An 18,567-nucleotide genomic window follows, 5' to 3' on the forward strand; every position below is an offset into this window, starting at 1 on the left:
CAAGGCTTGGCTTCAATGTATTTGAATGGCAGCCGGTCAGATCACCGGCTGCCATTCTTGATATAAAGCTTATTTCAGCTTGTCGCCGTTGATGGTCTCCATGGCCAGAACAGCCTTGGCAGCTTCAGCATGGCGCTCAGCTGGCAGCGGCACGAGGCCCTTTTCGGAAAGGTAACCTTCTTCGCCGCTTGCAGTGTCCGACACGTATTCAGCAGCAAACTTGTCCAGACCCGGGATAACGCCGACATGGGCCTTTTTGATATAGACGTAAAGTTCACGAGAAGGCTTGTAAGTACCGTCGGAAATTGTTTCGAAGGTCGGAACAACACCGTCGATTGGCACACCGGCCAGCTTCGATGCATTTTCCTCAAGGAAGGAATAGCCGAATACGCCAAATGCCTTTGGATTTGCTTCAAGCTTCTGAACGATCACATTGTCGTTCTCGCCTGCTTCCACATAGGCGCCATCTTCGCGAAGTGACTTCCAGACAGCTTCAAATGCCTTGGCGTCCTTACCCTTCAATTCCTTCAGAGCAGGAATTTCAAGCGCACCGGCTTCCATGAAAAGCTCATGCATGGAATCGCGTGTGCCGGATGTTGGAGGCGGGCCAAGTACTTCGATCTTCTCGTTAGGCAACGAAGGATCGATTTCAGACCAATTCTTGTATGGGTTGGCAACGAGCTTGCCATCAGCACCCGGAACTTCCTTGGCAAGAGCGAGGAAGAAGTTCTTGCGCGAAAGCTTCAGAGGAATACCGGCCTTTGCCTGGGCAACGGTCAGACCATCAAAGCCAACAAGAATTTCAACGATGTCCTTGACGCCGTTCTTGTTGCAATCGGCAAATTCGCTCTTCTTGATTGCGCGCGATGCATTGGTTGCATCCGGGAACTTTTCGCCAACGCCTTCACAGAAAAGCTTCATGCCGCCGCCTGTGCCGGTGGATTCGACAACTGGCGTCTTCATGCCGGATGTCTTGCCGAAATTTTCTGCAACAGCAGTGGTGAAAGGATAAACCGTCGAAGACCCGACGATGCGGATTTGATCGCGTGCAGATGCAGTGCCGAGCGAGGCTGCAATGCCGATGGCCGCAATTGCCACCGTTGAAAAAAGCTTGTTCATGGGTTTTACTCCTGTTTGAAAACTTTTGAAGTCACCGCTATCTACAGAAGGTTTATAACAGTCATGTGACACTAATATTACGGTTTGATCACAATGAGCGAGCCGCAAAAGCGTTACGATTAAACATTTGTATTTATTATATATTTTAGCCACGCTTATTCCCGTGGCAGCAAATGAAACTTCGGCGGCGAATTTCAACCCTGTTGAATTATATCACGATATCCGGAGCCCGTCGAAAGGGGATGCAGCTCTCCATTTGATGGATGTCCGTTCTTGTCCTGCGCAATGCTGGCAAAAATTTCAGGCCCGTTTTCGCCCTGCCGTTGATATGATTTACAAATTTCCTATTTAAGGATATTGATTATCCTTAAATCGAGCATTTGAGCCCTAAAACTGTCACGGGCAGGATTGAGCAATGATACTGAAAAGTCAGGTCGAATGGGTACTCCATTGCTGCGCCCTTCTGGCCGGGCTGCCGGAAAACCATTATCTTTCAACCAAGACATTGGCTGAGTTTCATGGTGTTCCCAAGGAATATCTATCGAAGGCGCTGCAAAATCTTTCGCAGGCCGCGATTGTCGAGACGACACTTGGGCCAAGCGGTGGCTACCGGCTTGCAAGACCGACCTCAGAAATTACATTTCTGGATATTGTCGAGGCTGTTGAGGGGAAAAGCCCGACCTTTGTCTGCAATAATATCAGAGAGAACAATCCTTGCCGCTCCGCAGACCATTGCGATACGAAGCCATGCTCCGTGGCTCGCATCATGTGGGATGCTGATGAGGCGTGGCGCAGCAAGTTGCGCAGTGTAACGCTGGCCAGCCTGGTCGAAACACTCGCTAAGGACGTTCCAGCTGATCTTTGGAAGAAGAGTTCCGAATGGATTATGGCCCGCACGTAGATAACATGCGGGCCAACCCGGTTCGGCGTGACCGGCTATTATATCGACAAGAATGTTACTTGATCGGGGTGGTCAAAGGGGTTTTCTCGTTGGTATCGACGACAAATACGGCAAGCAGCCGTGCCGGGTCGGTTTTACTGTCATTCGCGCTCACACCATGGCGATCACCCGGCATTTCAGAAAAGTTTTCCCCGGCACGATAGACCTTCACGGGGCCGTCATTGACCTGGCTGCGAATGGCCCCTTCCAGAACAGTCGCATAGATAAAGGCGGAATTCGGGTGGGTATGTCCCGGCGAAGACCCGCCCGGCCCATATTCCACAAGAATGCCCTTGATGCTTTTACCCGGCACATTCGGCAGCTCATGCTCGTAAACAATAGTGACCTTGGCATCTGTCCCGTCGGCATGTGTGGCAGCGCTGTTCATGAGCAGCAAGCCAAGCGCCAATGCGGTGATTGAGGTTTTGATCATTTCAGTCTCCTTCGATTTTCGCTGTCTGGCGGCTCACTTGCGGCGGGGCGCCGTTGCGAACCATTCTTCAAAACCGATGGATCCAAGCCGCGGATCAAGGCCGGGCACGAGCGATTCATCGTTGAGTTCCGCGCCGAAATATCTGGCGTGAGCATCGACCACTACCGACCTTGGATCATTGGTTGCTTTCAGGTAACGGCCAACCAGATCGCTCAGCCGGACCTTTTCCGGGCCTGCGATTTCCACCGTCCCCATGACCGGCGGTGCAAGCGCCACTTCAGCCATGGCGTCCGCCACATCATCAGAAGCAATAGGCTGTACATAGGCAGGTGATAAATGCACCTTGTCGCCGACCGTCCCGGATTCTGCGATGCCGCTGAGAAACTCGAAGAATTGCGTTGAGTGAACAATCGTATAGGGAATCGGCGACTTTCTGATCAGTTCTTCCTGCGCAAGCTTGCCGCGAAAATAGCCGCTTTCCTGCAAACGTTCGGTGCCGACCACGGAAAGCGCGATATGGTGCTTCACGCTTGCCGCTGCTTCGGCTGCAAGCAGGTTCTTACCGGAGGTCTGGAAGAATTCGAGAACATCCCTGTCCGCGAAGGATGGCGAATTGGCCAGATCAAGGACGATATCCGCACCGGCAAGCACCTCGGTCAGGCCTTCTCCGGTAATCGTGTTGACCCCGGTATTCGGCGAGGCGGCGACCACCTCATGACCCTTCTTGCGCAGGCGTTCAACGGTCTTCGATCCGATCAGACCAGTTCCCCCAATAATAACGATTTTCATGGCAATTGTCCTTCGATGCCCGTTAATCCGGGTGTTAAGAGATCAATGTTCAAAGGTTTAGTTCAGGCCAGCCTTATCGAGACCAAAGGCCTTGTCCGATGATCCGGGCACAGTCCTGAAGGCCACATTGGCGCGGTTCCAGGCATTGATAGCCATGACCGTATAGGTTAGATCAGACAGCTCCTTCTCGGAGAGCTGGCCGCGAACGCGTTCGTAAACATCATCCGGAACGCCCTGCTCCGGCAGCTTTGTCAAAATCTCGGCCCAGGCCAAAGCTGCGCGCTCGCGCGGGGAGAACAGTGTCGATTCCCGCCAAATAGCAATGTGGTAAAGACGAAGCTCGGTCTCCCCATGCATCTTGGCCTGCTTGACATGCATATCGAGACAGAAGGCGCAGCCGTTCATTTGGGAGGCGCGGATATGTACGAGATCCTCGATCTTCTCTTCAATGACACTGTCCTTGAGCGCCAGGCTGAAATCCATGAACTTTTTGAAAAACTCGGGCGACTGCTGAATGTAGTTAAGGCGCTGGCTCATATGTCTCTCCATTCGTCTATTACGGATATTTGTTATCCTTAAGGATATTTAATATCCTTAATAGAAAAAATGTAAAGTGGGGCGCCTGCAATAAATTGCGCCTGCGCTCGCTCAGCTGCCCACATTTCACGTAAGTATTTGATTTAACGAACTATCGGCGATCCAAAAAATTGCCATCAAGCCGGTTGTTTTAGACCTGTGCCTCCGTCAGTCGCCCTCACGCCTTCGGGATGCTCTATTTTTCACCAGCCGGCCCTGTGATGCATGGCGCCTACAGCAATCAAAGGCAGGCGACATTGAGAGGCCGCCGAAGCGCTGGACAAAGGTTGTGGCTTTGTACAGCTTGAAAGCTTTCAATGGTTGGAACCAATTCACCGGGCACCGGTTCGAAAGGAGGTAACCGTAATGACCGAATATCTTTGGCTTTTTGTTGTGCTCGGCGGACCCATTATTCTCGGACAATAATGGCCTATGGCATGCTCAGACGCCGGCGGCTGACCCCGTCCGAAAAAGAAACTCGCAACCGGAAAACCAGACAGCTTTACCAGTCGAAAAATTAGACGGATACGGCGATGCCAATTGATCCAATTCCAAGATCCAACTTTTTGTGCCTGATGAAATCACCACTTCGAATGTCATGACATTTACGACCGCTGCGGAAGCATTCGCGGATATTCATTCGGTGTGGAAAGTTCACATCAATGATCATGGTCCCATGACACCGGACGAATTCAAAACCGAGTGTCTGCGATGGAACTGATCGCTATTACGCTCGTTTCGAGACTGCCAGATAGCTGCCACTGGCAGGCAAGCATGAACGGGCTCAGGGCATTGATGTAATGGGTAAAGTCTACAATGAATTTATCGAAAGACTCCGTCTGGCCGTTCAGGAGCATGAAGAGCGCATTGTCCGGTTGGAGGAAGGTGTCGAAAAAGCCTTTCGTAAATCGCGGTCAGGCGAGAAGGAAGACATTTCCCTGCAAACGGCGGACCATTACCGCCGCCTCGCTCACCATCTGCGGGAAGTCATTTCACGGCACGACCTGAAGCTTGCGCAAAAATCTGAACCCGAAGCCCAAAAGAACGCCGCTCTACCGCGAAGGACAGAGCGGCGTTGATCGATTTTTGAAGCGGAACAACTCGTCCGCTCATCTCCACGCCCCTTGAGGGAAAAAACGGAACTTTTGGTGAATTTCAGTGGTGGTAAATTGTTACCGAAGGCCTTGTTATATCCGGCGACAGGGTTGAGCAGCAAAAAACACTATTAAATTGGGCCGTCCTGAAGCTCTCTAAGGCGGAGGACATCGTTGGAACTATCGATGCTGGCGAGCAATACCAGTTTATTCGTGTAGGCCGAAGCGGAGCGGGCGATCAAACCCGCGACACCTATCTGAAGGCTCTGCGCGACATTACCCATCTCGAACTGCTGATCGAAACATTGGACGTTTCTCAACCTTTTCAGGAGGCAACCATCCTTTCAACTGCAAGTGCTGACACCGTCCAAGTGAGTCAAGGAGACCGCTATGGGCCAGATTGAAAATCCAAAACTTCCTGAATTGCATGACCGGATGGCTTCCGGTGGATATACGATCCTATGGGAAGAACTTTCGGGCTGTTTTGTTGTTTGGGGCGACAGTGGTCACATCAGGGATGGTTTCACTACCAAAGAGGACGCCACTTCATCCCTAGCGCCGCGCCCAAGCAAAAGGACCGTGCATCGCACGATCCCGCATCGTTCACTAAAACCCAACCCGCAGGCTGGCTATCATTCCATACCCAAGGCGTTCATATAAAGTTCAAGGATCGCTTCTTCTTCCTTGCGCTCATTGGCGTCCTTCTTGCGCAGGCGAACAATGGTGCGGATGATCTTCGTGTCGTAGCCGCGGCCTTTGGCTTCAGCCATCACTTCCTTGATATCATCGGAAAGCGTGGTCTTTTCTTCTTCGAGGCGCTCAATGCGCTCGATGAATTGACGCAATTCTGCTGCCGCTACACCTTCGACACCGCCCTGTGCGCCCAAATCATCCATGCTCATATTTCACTCCGTAAAACGTAACTGGCGACTCGGGGTTAAGCCGCGCGGAGCGTTCCGATGCCCGACGAAGGGCTAGGGAGTCAAGGAAATAGAGTCTGCGACCGCAGCCATCTGGACCTTTCAATGCCCGGGCTTGTTTGTCTCGAAGGCTGCCTTGGCTGCGTCACTTGCTTCGCGTTGATATTTTGCCTGCCAATCGGCATAGGGCTCGCCATAGATGATCTCGCGCGATTCATCTTTGCTGATCGCGATGCCGGAAGCTTCCGCCGCTTCGCGATACCAGTTGGAAAGGCAGTTGCGGCAAAACCCTGCCAGGTTCATCAAATCAATATTCTGCACATCGCTGCGGGCGCGCAGATGCTCCACCAAACGCCGGAAAGCCGCCGCCTCCAATTCGGTTTGCTGTTCCCGGCTTAAATCAGTCATGGATGATCTCCTCAATTATTCCCGTTCTTGAACCATAATGCCGAACCTCATGCATATCGGGTACTGCATTCATGCCTTCAAGGATCGACCCCAGACGCTCAGCCCATAAGGTCGTGCCCGCATCATCGCCAATCAGGTCCTGGCGTACCTCAATCAACGCATGGGCATAACCCGGCAGGATGCAATGCGTATACATTGTGTCGCCCTTGAGTGCCCCGTCATAGGGCTCATTATCGCCAACGACCAGCAGGGGATCTGCCCGTAAACCCGCCAATAAAGGCAGCACAGCGCGTGGATCCTTGTCCCAAAGTATGCCGGCGTGCCAGGGCCTCGGCGTTGCTTTCCAGAATGCGGTAAACGAGTGAATGGAAATAACCAGGGGCGCCTTGCCGCTCTGTTCCACCGTTTCCGCGATCGCTGCGGCAACCGCATCATGATAGGGCCTGTAATATTGGTCTATGCGCCTCTTTCGCTCATCTTCAGGCATTGGATTGTTGCGCGGTATCACGGCACCATCAGACAGACGCATGATCAGGGTTGGATCATCATCGCCGCGATTTGGATCAATCAACAGCCGCGAAAACCCGCCAAGTACCGCTGGCACACCAAGCATGGCGGCAAGTTTGCGGGTCAACTGCTCGACGCCAATATCATATGCAATATGCCGCTCGAATTGCGCGGCATCCAACCCCAGCGAGCCATATTCTTCCGGCAGCGCGCGGCTCGCATGATCGGCAAGCAGGACAAGGCCCTTGGCATAATCGCCATCAACCAGATGATAGGGAGAAAAGGACATGAAGACAGGCTCTTGCAACGGTGAATCTGACCGCTTTTGTCTTTCACGCCCTTGGCTGCAATGCAAGGCAGATTGTTCGCCGGGCTATTGGAACCACAAGAGCAATAAAGATTGGAGCACGATATGTTACTTCCATTGCGGCGGGTAAGAAGATAATAGCACTGCATGTCCAGTCGAATATCATCGTTAGAAAACGCCACTAAATATCTCACGCCTGCGGACAGAGATCACTTCTTCAAAATAAAACGTGAGATGGAAAAATCCGGAGCCTCGAAGAAGGATATCGAGGAGCGCTTGCACGCCTTCATGTGGAACATAATTGAGTCTGACGATGAAGACGAAGAGGATGAAGCGACCACGGACAAGGCGCCATAACAAATCGATTAGATCGCAGCCTGAGCCGGATCGTCCCAAAAACACCACAGCCGATCACAATCTTGTCGTGGCACCCCTCTACGACTTATTCACGCGTTGACAATGCGCGCGAAACTACCGAAAAGGAACCTCGTCTACCTGCCCTGAAGCCATTGGCTTAATTTTGGTGCTGGCAGGACCCTAAAAGACCGGACGGAGGCAATATTGAGTATGAGCATAAAGCTAAGATGGGGAAGCTTCCTCGCGGCATTTCTGTTCATATTCATTTCGGGAAGCGTTTTTGCGCCGACCCAGGCCCATGCCGATTTCCGCGTGTGCAATTCCACCCAAAATCTGGTCGGCGTTGCTCTGGGCTACCGCGCCAAGACTGGCTGGATCACGGAAGGCTGGTGGCATGTCAACGCCTCTTCCTGCACCACCTTGGTTGTCGGACCGCTGACATCGCGCTATTATTACCTTTACGCCGAAGATGCTCAAAGCGGCGGGCGCTGGGACGGCAAGATCAACATGTGCGTTGCCGAAAACCAGTTCAAGATAACCGGTATCAATGACTGCTTCGCACGCGGTTTCCAGCGTTCCGGATTTCAGGAATATGATACGGGCGAGCAGACGAGCTGGATGGTCCAGCTGACAGAAGAAAATCCTCCCTCATCTCCAATTGTAACGGATACCCCTCCTCAATGAGACGTCGCCGCAAGGTCAAAATTCTCGCCACGCTCGGTCCTGCTTCCTCCGACGAAGGCATGATTCGCAAACTGTTCGAAGCCGGTGCCGATGTCTTCCGCATCAATATGAGCCATGCCAGCCACGACCTGATGCGTGAACTTGTGCGCCGCTTGCGCAATGTGGAAAAAGAAGTCGGACGGCCAATCGGCATTCTCGCCGATTTGCAGGGACCCAAGCTGCGTGTGGGCAAATTTGCCGAAGGCAAGGTGGAACTCGTTGCAGGCCAGACCTTCACCCTCGACAACAATGAAGCGCTTGGCGATAACACCCGCGTTTACCTGCCGCATCCGGAAATTCTCAAAGCCGTTGAGCCGGGTCATCGCCTGTTGATCGACGATGGCAAGCTGGCGCTTGTCGCTGAAGCATCCGATGGCAAGCATATTCGCTGCCGGGTTGTTTCAGGAACGAGTATTTCCGACAAGAAAGGCGTCAGCCTGCCTGACACCACACTTGATGTCGGCGCTCTGACCGAGAAAGACCGCCGCGACCTTGATGCCGTGCTGCAGGAAGAAATCGACTGGGTTGCCCTGTCCTTTATCCAGCGGCCGGAGGATCTTGCCGAAGTCCGCAAGATCTCGCGCGGCCGCGTTGCTCTTCTCTCAAAGATCGAGAAGCCACAGGCCGTTACCCGCCTTGATGAGATCATCGAGCTTTCCGATGCGCTTATGGTTGCGCGCGGCGATCTCGGCGTTGAGATGCCGCTGGAATCAGTGCCTGGCATCCAGAAGCAGATCATTCGTGCTTGTCGCCGGGCAGGTAAGCCCGTTGTCGTCGCCACGCAGATGCTGGAATCGATGATCACTGCCGCCGTGCCAACCCGCGCCGAAGTGTCCGACGTTGCCACAGCCGTGTTCGAAGGTGCCGATGCGGTTATGCTTTCGGCAGAATCTGCAGCTGGCGATTATCCTGTAGAAGCCGTCGCAACAATGGCGCGCATTGCCGAACAGGTGGAGCGCGACCCAAACTTCCCCGGCATCATCCATGCCCAGCGCCCCGAGCCCAATGCGACCGGCGCCGATGCAATTTCGCTCGCCGCCCGCCAGATCGCCGAAACGCTCAATCTTTCAGCTATCGTCACTTATACCGCCTCGGGAACCACTGCCTTGCGTGCCGCGCGCGAACGGCCACTTTTACCCATCATCGCGCTGTCGCCTGTCGTTGAAACCGCCCGCAAGCTAGCGCTCGTCTGGGGGTTGCATTGCGTTGTAACCGACGAGGCCTATGATCTTGATGAGATGGTCGATCGTGCTTGCCACATTGCCTATCAGGAAGAGTTCGGTAATCCAGGTGATCGCATCATCATCTCGGCTGGCGTGCCCCTGCGTACCCCAGGTTCAACGAATATGCTGCGCATCGCCTATATCGGCTCCGACGGTCTGACGAGCGTCTGACGTCTAGCGCTGCAAGCGGTTGATTATAAAAATTCCGGCATGCGTAAGCATTGCCGGAATTTGCAATTTTAAGCTGAGCATATTGCTGGTTGCTACTCTAACGAAAGCTACGGCAGTTTAGAAAAGAGTGCGGACGGCATTGCAACGAACCGCCAGCGCAACAGCTATGGAGCTTCCCGCTCATTTTCAGCATTTTAAGCAAAATACCCGCAAAGCTAAATGATTTTCCCGAAAAAACGGACAAATTTGCCGAAGAATTACAATCGATAGTGGTGATTTAGTTGTGATTAGTTGCAATCACCGAAATTACGTGCGCTGGCCGGTTAATTCATCTGCCAGTTCACCGACTTCTTTCTGAGCCTGACGCATCATCGGATAGACATTCAAAACCTGCTCGAATGCGCCCAGCGCTGCCTCTTTGCGGCCCGTTTCCTTGAGGATGGAAGCCATACCGGCCATGGCTCCAAAGTGCCGTGGTTCCAATGTCAGCGTCTTGTGAATATCAGCCATGGCGCGGCCGTAATCATTCATCACATAGTTCAATGTGGCGCGGCGGTTCCAGCCTTCCGCATAGTCCGGCTTCATGACGATGACTTGATCGAGAAAATCCAGCGCAACGGAATACTTCTTATCTTCCATGGCCTTAGAGGCCCAGCCCATCATCAGATCGATGCTTGCGCTACCGGAATTCTGCCACTGGGTTTGGATTTGCGAGGCAATCCGCGATGCTTTCATCGCGTTGGTTTCCCGCTTCAATTGACCGAAAAGCTCATCCAGCCGGGCGGCACGCTTTTCCGCCAATGTTTTGCCGGGCAATGCGGCCTGTTGCGGAGTGAGGGCCTGGCCTTCAGCAGGTTTCCCCTGCGTATCAGCCCTGTCTTCCGTTCCGGTTCTTTCTTGCGCCCAAGCGCTCTCCGCCATTGAAATCATTGGCGAAAGTACCGTTGAGAGCCCGATTAAAATAGCAAAGACGTTCCGCATGACACGAATGTTAGTCCGTATCAGCAAAACGTCAAATGCAAATAACCGTGAAACGGTAAGATCAGCCCTGGCGTGCTTTGAAGCGCGGAGCAGTCTTGTTGATGATGTACATGCGGCCCTTGCGACGGACCAGCTGATTGTCACGATGACGGGCTTTGAGGGCCTTAAGGGAGTTCTTGATCTTCATTTCAGCACCGGTATCTTTCGCCCGAAACCGGGCACCAATAAAAAGCGCGCCTTTTAAGCGCGCCGGAAACACGTTGCGGGGAAATAGCCAAGGAATGCCTGCATTGTCAACTCCCATCCCGCGATTCATCGCATGATTCAGCGAGAAAACTTATCTTTTCCAGCATTCAGAGGCGTTTGGTTATGCGAGTCACATGCCCCATCTTGCGCCCCGGACGCGCTTCGGCCTTGCCGTAAAGATGCACCACGGCTCCGCTTTCTTTCAATATCTCTGGCACGCGGGCAATATCATCGCCAATGAGATTTTCCATCACACAATCGGAATGCCGCCTCGTATCGCCCAGAGGCAATCCTGTAATGGCGCGTATATGCTGCTCGAACTGTGAAACGGCGCAGGCTGCTTCTGTCCAGTGGCCGGAATTATGCACGCGCGGTGCAAATTCATTGGCAAGCAAAGTTCCATTGGCAAGCGCAAAGAACTCCATGCCGAGCACGCCGACATAATTCAATCCTTCCAGTAGCTTGCGGGCCGCATCCGCTGCCAGGCCCGCCATTGTTGAAGACACGGAAACAGGAACTGTCGAGCTTGCGAGAATTCCATCCTTGTGAACGTTCTCGGCAATGTCATAAACCCGGATATTGCCGGCCTCGTCACGCGCCGCAATGACCGATATCTCGTGAGTAAAGTCCACCAGCGCCTCAAGAATGGAAGGAGCATTGCCAACGGCGGCAAATCCGGCCTTGGCCGTTTCGCCCGGCACGCCGGAAAACTTCGCCTGGCCTTTTCCATCATAACCGAAGCGCCGGGTCTTAAGGATGCCCTTGCCGCCAAAAGCAAGCAGGGCAGCTTCCAGCTCCACCTCATTTTCGACGACGCGCCATTGCGCGGTCTGAATGCCGAGCTTGTTGAGAAACCGTTTCTCGGTGACGCGATCCTGTGAGACTTTCAGTGCCTCTGCTGGCGGAAATACTGACTTCGTTTCACTCAAAAGTTCCGCTGAGTCGACGGGCACATTCTCAAATTCGTAGGTAATGACGTCGCTTAGCTCAGCCAATCGCTCCAACGCGTCATGATCATCATAGGCTGCGGTAATAACTTCATTGGCAACTTGCGCTGCGGGACAATCTGCTTGGGGCTCCAGTATCACTGTTCTGTAGCCGAGACGTGCAGCAGCTATAGCCAGCATTCGTCCGAGCTGACCACCACCGATTATACCAATCGTCGAACCTGCAGAAATCATTCTCAAACCTCGTCGGAAGGCCGCATCGCAACCTTCTCGCTTTGTGCCTGCCGGAAAGCATCAAGCCGTTTTGCCAGTTCCTTATCGTGCAGAGCCAAAACCGCTGCTGCCAGCAATGCGGCATTGACCGCGCCTGCCCGGCCAATTGCCAATGTCCCGACGGGTATGCCCGCTGGCATTTGCACTATGGAAAGCAGCGAGTCCTGGCCGGAGAGAGCCTTCGATTCAACAGGTACGCCAAAAACCGGCAAAGGCGTCATGGACGCAGCCATGCCTGGCAGATGTGCAGCACCGCCTGCACCCGCAATAATGACCTTGAAACCAGATTCTCTCGCGCTTTTGGCGAACTCGACCAATCGATCCGGCGTTCTGTGCGCCGAAACGATCCGGTCATCGTGAGAAATTCCAAGGCTGTCCAACGTTTCAGCCGCATGACGCATGGTCGACCAATCGGACTGGCTTCCCATAATGATTGCTACGTCAGCACGTGTATCAGCCATTGAGCATCCTCTAATAATGGAATGGGGGAATTAGTGTAAAAGCAAAGAGCCTGCAAGCATAAGTCACAGCACCGCAGATTGCTCTTTGATATCAGGCGATTATGTCGGGGATGATTTTGTCTTCCAGCTCGATGAGCTTATCTTTGATGATGAGTTTCTTCTTTTTCATGCGCTGGATACGCAGTTGGTCGCAACCAACTTGGATCATTGCCTGGATAGCTGCATCGAAGTCCAGATGCTCTTGCTTCAATCTTGCGACTGCCAATCGAATGTCAGCCTGATCTTGATCGGACATGCAGTGATTCCCGGTATTTTGCTGTAGAATTATCAAAAGCGGTCCGGAGTAACACTGTCACTTGCCGGTATGCCGCAATATCACATTTCATGTGACAATAAAATCCTGCGAAACATATTCGACAATTGCTTCAAGTAGTGGCAGAGTGTCACGGCTCTGTCATAAAGCCGCTACTTGGCTGACAGGGCATTACGAGCAAGGAAATTAACCAAGGGAGAAGCCGCATGGCCATTGAGTCTCATCTTGAAACGCTTGAACGTAAGCATGGAGCACTTGAGAAAGAAATCTCCGATGCAATGCTAAGTCCAGCTACGGACGATCTTAAGATTAGCGACCTCAAGCGTCGCAAGCTTGTGCTGAAAGAGCAAATCGAAAAAATTCGTACGCTCGTTACTCACCACTAAAACGACTCCGGGTCGCAAGGCAAGATAGACCCCGAATTCCGCCTGAGTATATCACGCGGCAGATCCGAAAACCCGGCACGTCTGGTCAGACAGCCGGGTTTTCATGTCTTTGGATGAGTTTTCTGCCGGTGCTATGGCGGATTATTCATTCCAGAACTGATCAAGCCACAAATTCAAATGGAAAAAGCCGCTATCGTCGACTGCGTAGATGCGGCGGGTGCCTTCTGATTTCACCGAAACCAGTTGCGCATCAAGCAGTGCTTTAAGGTGCTGGGAGACCGCGGGGCGCGATATAGGAAGACCGGACGCCAACTCATTCACGGTTTTTGGACCCCGCCTCAATTCCTCAAGAAGGTATCGGCGGTTGGGATCGGAAATTGCAACAAAAGCATCTGTTTCGACCATGTTGCAGTTTCGGTTTAAACCGCCAGCAATGTCAACGGATTTGTCGCTATTCGGGCAGGGTTTCCGCACGTGGATCAAGCTTTACACCTTCGGGTGTTGCACGTTCCGAATGCACCGTCTGAAAATTATCCCGCAGTTCGATTGGCACCGGTGCGCGCATTCGCGAGCGAATGATTGCATGACACATGATTGCCGCATGAGCCAGTGCCGTGATCGCAAACAATCCTTCGGCTCCGATGGTCTCCATCGCCCAGGCACCCAGTACCGGGCCGATCATCGTGCCAAAACCATAGAGCAATAACAGGCCACTCGTCACTTTGACGAAGTTTTCGGAGTCCGAAAAGTCGTTGGCATGCGCAACAGCCACGGGATAGAGCGTATAGGCCAAGCCACCATATATCGCCGTCATGATGAGAATGATCGTGGCATGCCTTGGAGCGATGAAGAAAATCAACAGCCCGATCAATGCCGCAGCACCGCCAACGAAGGCCAATACATAACGCCGGTCGGTTCGATCAGACATACGCCCGACCGGAATCTGCATCAGCGCGCCGCCGAGCACCGAGGCGCTCATCATCAAGGCGATTTCACCGACCGAAATCCCTGTCGCAGCGCCATATACAGCGCCCAGCGTACCGAATGCGCCATTGGCAACGCCAATAAGTATGCAGCCAAGAAAGGCCACCGGCGAATTACGGTAAAGCGCACGCAAATCAAGCTGCACTTCCGTCAATGGTTTTGGACTGCTGGCTGTTGAAATAGCTGTCGGAATCAATGCGAGGCAGAACAATATGCCGGACAGCATAAAGAACGTGCCATTATGCACGTCGCCAAAACCGATCATCAGCTGGCCAACCGTTATCGACCCGAAATTGACCACCATATAGAGACCGAATATTTGGCCGCGATTGGCGTTCGTGGCCCGCTCATTAAGCCAACTCTCAATCACCATATAGGAGCCTGCCATGGCAAATCCGGTGAGGGCGCGCAGGACAATCCAAGCCGTTGAATTAACGAGTATTCCGGTCATCAGCGCAACGATTGCCGCAATCGCGGCAAAGGCGCTGAATGCACGAACATGTCCGACTCTTCTCACCAGTCGCGGGGCAAGAAGGCAGGCTGTTATAAAGCCACCTGCCCATGCTGTTCCCAGCAAACCGAGCGATGTCGTTGAAAACCCTTCGGCGCCGCCGCGCAAGGGTAGCAATAATCCATGCAGGCCTGAAGCCATGACGAGAAAAGATGTGCCGCAAAGAAGCGCAAAGACCTGAATGAATGAACGAAACACGAGATATCCTTCGGACGAGCGGGGGAAGACGGCTCTGTATTGATAGGGATGCAGCTTTCTCTCGGTTATCAATGCGGAAACTTGATGGCACCTGCACCAAATTGAAATCAATCAGCGAAAGAGCGCCTCTGCAGCAACCTTGCTATCTCCCTTTCGCGAACGCTCCTCCTCAAGACGTACAATCTCCGCACGCAACAAGCCTATACGCTCATCAAGTTCTGCAACAGATAGCAAAGACAAGTCCTGGCCGATATCATGAACAGTCTTGCGCCGGGGCTCTTCATCGAAAAGTGACATTTCTTTCCTCCACTTGTCGCCTCCGCGTAGTAAGATACATTCCAACCACTTGGAATTGCAAATTATTCCAATGAATCAATATCAGGGAAGTTCATAATGGTAGAAGAGATTCCAACAGTGATGACGGCGATTGAGATCAGTTCTCCAGGTGGCCCAAGGGTTCTCAAAGCGGGCGAGAGACCCGTTCCTGCGCCCAAATCCGGGGAGCTTCTTGTGCGAGTGCGGTCCGCCGGTGTTAATCGTCCCGATGTTTTGCAACGGCAAGGCCATTATCCACCGCCACAAGGCGCTTCAGACATTCCGGGGTTGGAAATTTCCGGGGATGTTGTCGCAACAGGGGAAGGTGTAACCCGTTTCCGCCTTGGTGAACGTATTACGGCACTGGTGGCCGGCGGCGGCTATGCCCAATATTGCACGGTTCATGAATCCAACGCCCTGCCGATCCCGGCAGGCTACGGCTACATAGAGGCCGCCGCAATTCCCGAAACATTCTTCACCGTCTGGCACAATGTTTTTGAGAGGGGTGCCCTGCAAAGCGGCGAGACATTTCTCGTCCATGGCGGCTCGTCCGGTATCGGCACGACAGCGATACAGCTGGCCAAGGCCTTCGGGGCGCGCGTATTTACAACGGCTGGATCAGGCGACAAGTGCGAAGCATGCGTCAAGCTTGGAGCCGATCACGCAATCAATTATCGCGAAGAGGATTTTGTCGAGGCTATTAAGCGACTTACGGACGGCAAAGGTGCCAATCTGATCCTCGACATGGTTGGCGGCGACTACGTCGACCGGAACTATGACGCGGCGGCTATTGATGGCCGTATCGTGCAGATTGCTTTTCTCAACGGGGCAAAGGCAACGACCGATATGACCAAGCTGATGGTCAAGCGACTGCAACATACGGGATCAACGTTAAGGGCCCGAACAATCGAGTTCAAAGCCGGAATTGCCCGCGAGCTTGAACTTAACGTTTGGCCGCTATTGGCTGAGCGTAAAGTCGCGCCGGTGATCGATATGGTCTATCCACTGCATGAAGCCTGGCGCGCGCATGAGCGTATGGAAGATGGCCAGCATATTGGCAAAATTGTTTTAGATGTAAGCTGAACCAAGACTGTAAAGGCCGCTATATGCGGCCTTTATCTTATTTCCGGTTTTATCAGTTTGTAGCCTGGACCTTACCGATGCCGAAAAACAGGGTTTCCCCCGATGAGTCATCGACACCATCATTGTCAGTAACGGCATAACCATTGCCATCAACATCAATAGCGAACCCTTCAAGCTTTTCCGAAATGTAGCCATTGGCGCTCTTGAGATCGTCAATGAAATCATGTGCCAGCACCTTTTCAACGACGGGTAGCTTTTCGCCGATCTTGGCAGGTTTCAAACCCTCTAGCGCCACACGATATAACCGTTTGTTGGCAGCCTTATCACCAATCTGGTTATCGCGTTCAACGATATAAAGCTGACCGTCATGAGCGGTAATTTCGGAAAGACCGACCCAACCTGCTCCGCTCTTATCGAGCGGATAGGAAACAGCAGTCCAGGATTTATCCTTGATGTTGTAGTTCAGCAGTTTGACGAAACCTTTTTCGTCATCCTTCCACTCGCGCTGGATCGCCATCCACAATGTGGCGTCATCACCTTCCCCAACACGCGTAATCCCTTCCAGGCCGAAACGAACCTGGTTTGGCAGAAGTTCTTCGGGAAGTGCGATTTCTTTTTTGATCTCGCCTTTCCCGTTTACGTTGAGAATTGCATGGGGCACGAGCTTGGCCTGGTCGCCTTCATTGGCGAGCCAGAAACCGCCATCGCCATCCGTGGTGATGCCTTCAAGATCAAGTTTCTGTGCCGGTTGCCCACCGCGTTTGACGACCAGTGCTTTGGTGATTTTTGCCGGGCTTTGGTTCGCATCAATCGTGAAGATCGAAGGCGCCGCGGAGTAGAAGGAATCCGATACGGCATAGAGCTTGCCCGCTTCCTTTAGATCAGCAACCAATCCCGATAGAGCGCCCCAGCCAAGCAGCGTTCCATCATCCTTCATCGTCGAAACGATCTGCGGATAATTCGGCTTCTGATCCTTGAGTTCATAAATCATAACATGCGAGCGTACGCCGCCATCTTTAATCAAATCAGCCTCATTGGCTGTTACCAGCAGATTGCGTGATGGGATTGCCAATACACCTTCGGGGGCGATGCCTGATGGCAGCAATTGAACAAATTCCGGCTCAGCGCCCGTGTCCTTGTAGACACCGACAATCGAAGCACGCTCACTGGCAACAAACAGGTAGTTTGTATCGCCGAATTTGCCGACCTCAGCCCCTTCAAGCTCTACGCCCTTCTTGTTGCGCTTATCGGGATAGTGACCAGCTTCAGCAATCTTATGCTCAAGCGATGCGCCGGATTCGTAGGCAACTTTCCCGTCTTTGGTGAATATTGTAAAGCTGCGCGATCCGCCTTTGTAATCGCCTTCATTGGCAACAATCACGCGGTTATTGTCGAGCCATTTGATCGTGTCAGGCTCTCTCAGAACACCTTTTGCACTGCCATCAAACTTGAGAGCGCCATCTTTTTCCACGTCGATTTTATCCAGATCGACAGTGCCGGCAGAGAAATGATTTGTAATTTTTCCGCTCGCCGCATCGATAATTGCGATATGGTTGTTTTCCTGCAGTGTTACCGCAATCTGGTTTTCCCGGTTGATGGAGACAAACTCAGGTTCGGCATCTTCCGGTGCGATTTCGGAAAGTCCGGTAAGTTCAACGGTTTTCGCTGTTGCGCAATCCGGAGCACCATCCTTCAGCGAAATTATTTTGAGATTGCCGCTTGGAAGCTGGGGTATTTCTCCATCATTCAACTCTTCATCACGTTCATTTTCGATTGCTATGGCAGCAAAAGTCTTGTCGGGAGAGATAGCGACAGAATCGGGCTGTCCACCGAGATCACATGTAGCAATCACCTTGCGGGAGGCTAGCTCGACCACATCGAGGCGGCCTGAAGGATTAGCCTTGTCCTTGGAAGTATTGACCGCGGCAAGGACGTTTGCACCGACGGCTGCTACCGATGTCGGTTCGCCATCCAGCTTAAGTTGTCCCAGCGGCTGCGGCTTGCCTGCTTCAGTGATATCAATAAAACCGATCGCACCATTTGGGCTGTCAGAATAAACCAATGTCTTGCCATCTTCTGATGCTGTGATGATCTCGGAAGAAGTCACCTGCGAGACATCGGAATCCTTTGGCAGGTTGGAAATCACGGGAAAGCTTGCAATGCGGTTGAACACTGGTTCTGCCATTGCAGGTATTGCTGTGGATGCAGCCAGAATGGTCCAAAGACCGATGGTGAGAAAACGATGCGACATTGGAACAATCTCCGATTGAATTGAAGAGACTGATCGCGTGCGTCTGTTGCA

The 18,567-nt window shown here is 52.7% G+C and carries 24 protein-coding genes; 8 read left to right on the forward strand and 16 right to left on the reverse strand.

Translation table 11 applies throughout. The annotated features are described in order from the left end of the window. Window positions 1-69: 69 nt before the first annotated feature. On the reverse strand, window positions 70-1,119 hold the full coding sequence (locus V9K95_RS21400) for a PstS family phosphate ABC transporter substrate-binding protein (RefSeq protein ID WP_115054150.1): 1,050 nt from the start codon (window positions 1,117-1,119) through the stop codon (window positions 70-72). A gap of 415 nt (window positions 1,120-1,534) precedes the next feature. Between V9K95_RS21400 and V9K95_RS21405 the strand changes: the two genes are divergently transcribed. Continuing rightward, window positions 1,535-2,020, forward strand: coding sequence for an RrF2 family transcriptional regulator (locus tag V9K95_RS21405; protein ID WP_336442046.1), 486 nt, complete (start codon window positions 1,535-1,537; stop codon window positions 2,018-2,020). A gap of 55 nt (window positions 2,021-2,075) precedes the next feature. Here V9K95_RS21405 and V9K95_RS21410 read toward each other — a convergent pair whose 3' ends face one another. Genes V9K95_RS21410 through V9K95_RS21420 form a run of 3 tightly spaced genes read right to left on the reverse strand, consistent with a single transcriptional unit; the run spans window position 2,076 to window position 3,818 of the window. Beyond that, window positions 2,076-2,492 (reverse strand): cupin domain-containing protein, encoded by a 417-nt coding sequence (locus tag V9K95_RS21410; RefSeq protein ID WP_115054148.1) that lies wholly within the window; start codon window positions 2,490-2,492, stop codon window positions 2,076-2,078. Between the two features lie 33 nt (window positions 2,493-2,525). After that, a complete protein-coding gene (locus V9K95_RS21415) occupies window positions 2,526-3,281 on the reverse strand; it encodes an SDR family oxidoreductase (RefSeq protein ID WP_336442045.1) in 756 nt (251 codons plus the stop codon). Between the two features lie 57 nt (window positions 3,282-3,338). Further along, window positions 3,339-3,818, reverse strand: a complete 480-nt coding sequence (locus V9K95_RS21420; protein WP_336442044.1) for a carboxymuconolactone decarboxylase family protein — start codon at window positions 3,816-3,818, stop codon at window positions 3,339-3,341. Between the two features lie 839 nt (window positions 3,819-4,657). On the opposite strand from V9K95_RS21420, the gene V9K95_RS21425 reads away from it, so the two are divergent. After that, window positions 4,658-4,936 (forward strand): hypothetical protein, encoded by a 279-nt coding sequence (locus V9K95_RS21425; RefSeq protein ID WP_115054145.1) that lies wholly within the window; start codon window positions 4,658-4,660, stop codon window positions 4,934-4,936. A gap of 405 nt (window positions 4,937-5,341) precedes the next feature. Further along, on the forward strand, window positions 5,342-5,611 hold the full coding sequence (locus tag V9K95_RS21430; protein ID WP_336442043.1) for a hypothetical protein: 270 nt from the start codon (window positions 5,342-5,344) through the stop codon (window positions 5,609-5,611). Here V9K95_RS21430 and V9K95_RS21435 read toward each other — a convergent pair. From V9K95_RS21435 to V9K95_RS21445, 3 genes are all read right to left on the reverse strand, one after another. After that, entirely contained in the window at window positions 5,584-5,853 is a 270-nt protein-coding gene (locus tag V9K95_RS21435; protein WP_008128240.1) for a DUF2312 domain-containing protein, read from the reverse strand. The genes V9K95_RS21430 and V9K95_RS21435 overlap by 28 nt on opposite strands. A gap of 120 nt (window positions 5,854-5,973) precedes the next feature. Beyond that, complete coding sequence (locus V9K95_RS21440; RefSeq protein WP_115054144.1) at window positions 5,974-6,279, reverse strand: DUF1244 domain-containing protein; 306 nt, start codon at window positions 6,277-6,279, stop codon at window positions 5,974-5,976. Then, window positions 6,272-7,075 carry an N-formylglutamate amidohydrolase gene (locus V9K95_RS21445; RefSeq protein ID WP_336442042.1) on the reverse strand — a complete coding sequence of 268 codons (804 nt, stop codon included), beginning with the start codon at window positions 7,073-7,075 and terminating at the stop codon, window positions 6,272-6,274. The genes V9K95_RS21440 and V9K95_RS21445 overlap by 8 nt, the downstream gene beginning before the upstream one ends. A gap of 165 nt (window positions 7,076-7,240) precedes the next feature. On the opposite strand from V9K95_RS21445, the gene V9K95_RS21450 reads away from it, so the two are divergent. The 3 genes from V9K95_RS21450 (at window position 7,241) to pyk (ending at window position 9,567) form a co-directional block, all read left to right on the forward strand. Further along, window positions 7,241-7,450, forward strand: a complete 210-nt coding sequence (locus V9K95_RS21450) for a hypothetical protein (RefSeq protein WP_336442041.1) — start codon at window positions 7,241-7,243, stop codon at window positions 7,448-7,450. 210 nt (window positions 7,451-7,660) lie between these two features. Next, entirely contained in the window at window positions 7,661-8,134 is a 474-nt protein-coding gene (locus V9K95_RS21455; RefSeq protein WP_307286259.1) for a DUF1036 domain-containing protein, read from the forward strand. After that, a complete protein-coding gene (pyk, locus tag V9K95_RS21460; RefSeq protein ID WP_115054140.1) occupies window positions 8,131-9,567 on the forward strand; it encodes a pyruvate kinase in 1,437 nt (478 codons plus the stop codon). Before V9K95_RS21455 ends, pyk begins: the two co-directional genes overlap by 4 nt. 306 nt (window positions 9,568-9,873) lie before the next feature. On the opposite strand, the gene V9K95_RS21465 is transcribed toward pyk, so the two are convergent. The 5 genes from V9K95_RS21465 to V9K95_RS21485 form a co-directional block, all read right to left on the reverse strand. Then, window positions 9,874-10,548, reverse strand: coding sequence for a tetratricopeptide repeat protein (locus V9K95_RS21465; RefSeq protein ID WP_336442040.1), 675 nt, complete (start codon window positions 10,546-10,548; stop codon window positions 9,874-9,876). A gap of 61 nt (window positions 10,549-10,609) precedes the next feature. Beyond that, window positions 10,610-10,735, reverse strand: coding sequence for a type B 50S ribosomal protein L36 (gene ykgO, locus V9K95_RS21470; protein ID WP_040856283.1), 126 nt, complete (start codon window positions 10,733-10,735; stop codon window positions 10,610-10,612). Window positions 10,736-10,901: 166 nt separating this feature from the next. Continuing rightward, window positions 10,902-11,975 (reverse strand): 5-(carboxyamino)imidazole ribonucleotide synthase, encoded by a 1,074-nt coding sequence (locus V9K95_RS21475; protein ID WP_115054138.1) that lies wholly within the window; start codon window positions 11,973-11,975, stop codon window positions 10,902-10,904. Window positions 11,976-11,977: 2 nt separating this feature from the next. Continuing rightward, a complete protein-coding gene (gene purE / locus V9K95_RS21480; protein WP_115054137.1) occupies window positions 11,978-12,475 on the reverse strand; it encodes a 5-(carboxyamino)imidazole ribonucleotide mutase in 498 nt (165 codons plus the stop codon). Between the two features lie 91 nt (window positions 12,476-12,566). Next, window positions 12,567-12,770: a YdcH family protein gene (locus V9K95_RS21485; protein WP_008128260.1), complete on the reverse strand. Its 204-nt coding sequence runs from the start codon at window positions 12,768-12,770 to the stop codon at window positions 12,567-12,569. 224 nt (window positions 12,771-12,994) lie between these two features. On the opposite strand from V9K95_RS21485, the gene V9K95_RS21490 reads away from it, so the two are divergent. Further along, window positions 12,995-13,174, forward strand: a complete 180-nt coding sequence (locus tag V9K95_RS21490) for a YdcH family protein (RefSeq protein WP_115054136.1) — start codon at window positions 12,995-12,997, stop codon at window positions 13,172-13,174. A gap of 141 nt (window positions 13,175-13,315) precedes the next feature. Here V9K95_RS21490 and V9K95_RS21495 read toward each other — a convergent pair whose 3' ends face one another. The 3 genes from V9K95_RS21495 to V9K95_RS21505 all read right to left on the reverse strand — a co-directional run bounded on the left by V9K95_RS21495 (window position 13,316) and on the right by V9K95_RS21505 (window position 15,164). After that, entirely contained in the window at window positions 13,316-13,579 is a 264-nt protein-coding gene (locus V9K95_RS21495; protein ID WP_008128262.1) for an ArsR/SmtB family transcription factor, read from the reverse strand. 46 nt (window positions 13,580-13,625) lie between these two features. After that, complete coding sequence (locus tag V9K95_RS21500) at window positions 13,626-14,867, reverse strand: MFS transporter (RefSeq protein WP_115054134.1); 1,242 nt, start codon at window positions 14,865-14,867, stop codon at window positions 13,626-13,628. A 111-nt stretch (window positions 14,868-14,978) separates the two neighbouring features. Next, window positions 14,979-15,164 (reverse strand): DUF1192 domain-containing protein, encoded by a 186-nt coding sequence (locus tag V9K95_RS21505; protein WP_115054133.1) that lies wholly within the window; start codon window positions 15,162-15,164, stop codon window positions 14,979-14,981. Window positions 15,165-15,260: 96 nt separating this feature from the next. Between V9K95_RS21505 and V9K95_RS21510 the strand changes: the two genes are divergently transcribed. Continuing rightward, complete coding sequence (locus V9K95_RS21510; RefSeq protein WP_336442039.1) at window positions 15,261-16,265, forward strand: NAD(P)H-quinone oxidoreductase; 1,005 nt, start codon at window positions 15,261-15,263, stop codon at window positions 16,263-16,265. A 52-nt stretch (window positions 16,266-16,317) separates the two neighbouring features. On the opposite strand, the gene V9K95_RS21515 is transcribed toward V9K95_RS21510, so the two are convergent. Next, window positions 16,318-18,516 (reverse strand): esterase-like activity of phytase family protein, encoded by a 2,199-nt coding sequence (locus V9K95_RS21515; RefSeq protein WP_336442038.1) that lies wholly within the window; start codon window positions 18,514-18,516, stop codon window positions 16,318-16,320. Between the last annotated feature and the right edge of the window lie 51 nt (window positions 18,517-18,567).

The organism is Phyllobacterium sp. CCNWLW183, from assembly GCF_037203775.1.
In the GTDB taxonomy this organism is placed as follows: domain Bacteria; phylum Pseudomonadota; class Alphaproteobacteria; order Rhizobiales; family Rhizobiaceae; genus Phyllobacterium; species Phyllobacterium ifriqiyense.

Bases quoted from the DNA above. Each gene is read 5' to 3' on its own strand.
- V9K95_RS21400 (WP_115054150.1), bottom strand. From the start codon at position 1,119: ATGAACAAGCTTTTTTCAACGGTGGCAATTGCGGCCATCGGCATTGCA.
- V9K95_RS21405 (WP_336442046.1), top strand. From the start codon at position 1,535: ATGATACTGAAAAGTCAGGTCGAATGGGTACTCCATTGCTGCGCCCTT.
- V9K95_RS21410 (WP_115054148.1), bottom strand. From the start codon at position 2,492: ATGATCAAAACCTCAATCACCGCATTGGCGCTTGGCTTGCTGCTCATG.
- V9K95_RS21415 (WP_336442045.1), bottom strand. From the start codon at position 3,281: ATGAAAATCGTTATTATTGGGGGAACTGGTCTGATCGGATCGAAGACC.
- V9K95_RS21420 (WP_336442044.1), bottom strand. From the start codon at position 3,818: ATGAGCCAGCGCCTTAACTACATTCAGCAGTCGCCCGAGTTTTTCAAA.
- V9K95_RS21425 (WP_115054145.1), top strand. From the start codon at position 4,658: ATGGGTAAAGTCTACAATGAATTTATCGAAAGACTCCGTCTGGCCGTT.
- V9K95_RS21430 (WP_336442043.1), top strand. From the start codon at position 5,342: ATGGGCCAGATTGAAAATCCAAAACTTCCTGAATTGCATGACCGGATG.
- V9K95_RS21435 (WP_008128240.1), bottom strand. From the start codon at position 5,853: ATGAGCATGGATGATTTGGGCGCACAGGGCGGTGTCGAAGGTGTAGCG.
- V9K95_RS21440 (WP_115054144.1), bottom strand. From the start codon at position 6,279: ATGACTGATTTAAGCCGGGAACAGCAAACCGAATTGGAGGCGGCGGCT.
- V9K95_RS21445 (WP_336442042.1), bottom strand. From the start codon at position 7,075: ATGTCCTTTTCTCCCTATCATCTGGTTGATGGCGATTATGCCAAGGGC.
- V9K95_RS21450 (WP_336442041.1), top strand. From the start codon at position 7,241: ATGTCCAGTCGAATATCATCGTTAGAAAACGCCACTAAATATCTCACG.
- V9K95_RS21455 (WP_307286259.1), top strand. From the start codon at position 7,661: ATGAGCATAAAGCTAAGATGGGGAAGCTTCCTCGCGGCATTTCTGTTC.
- pyk (WP_115054140.1), top strand. From the start codon at position 8,131: ATGAGACGTCGCCGCAAGGTCAAAATTCTCGCCACGCTCGGTCCTGCT.
- V9K95_RS21465 (WP_336442040.1), bottom strand. From the start codon at position 10,548: ATGCGGAACGTCTTTGCTATTTTAATCGGGCTCTCAACGGTACTTTCG.
- ykgO (WP_040856283.1), bottom strand. From the start codon at position 10,735: ATGAAGATCAAGAACTCCCTTAAGGCCCTCAAAGCCCGTCATCGTGAC.
- V9K95_RS21475 (WP_115054138.1), bottom strand. From the start codon at position 11,975: ATGATTTCTGCAGGTTCGACGATTGGTATAATCGGTGGTGGTCAGCTC.
- purE (WP_115054137.1), bottom strand. From the start codon at position 12,475: ATGGCTGATACACGTGCTGACGTAGCAATCATTATGGGAAGCCAGTCC.
- V9K95_RS21485 (WP_008128260.1), bottom strand. From the start codon at position 12,770: ATGTCCGATCAAGATCAGGCTGACATTCGATTGGCAGTCGCAAGATTG.
- V9K95_RS21490 (WP_115054136.1), top strand. From the start codon at position 12,995: ATGGCCATTGAGTCTCATCTTGAAACGCTTGAACGTAAGCATGGAGCA.
- V9K95_RS21495 (WP_008128262.1), bottom strand. From the start codon at position 13,579: ATGGTCGAAACAGATGCTTTTGTTGCAATTTCCGATCCCAACCGCCGA.
- V9K95_RS21505 (WP_115054133.1), bottom strand. From the start codon at position 15,164: ATGTCACTTTTCGATGAAGAGCCCCGGCGCAAGACTGTTCATGATATC.
- V9K95_RS21510 (WP_336442039.1), top strand. From the start codon at position 15,261: ATGGTAGAAGAGATTCCAACAGTGATGACGGCGATTGAGATCAGTTCT.
- V9K95_RS21515 (WP_336442038.1), bottom strand. From the start codon at position 18,516: ATGTCGCATCGTTTTCTCACCATCGGTCTTTGGACCATTCTGGCTGCA.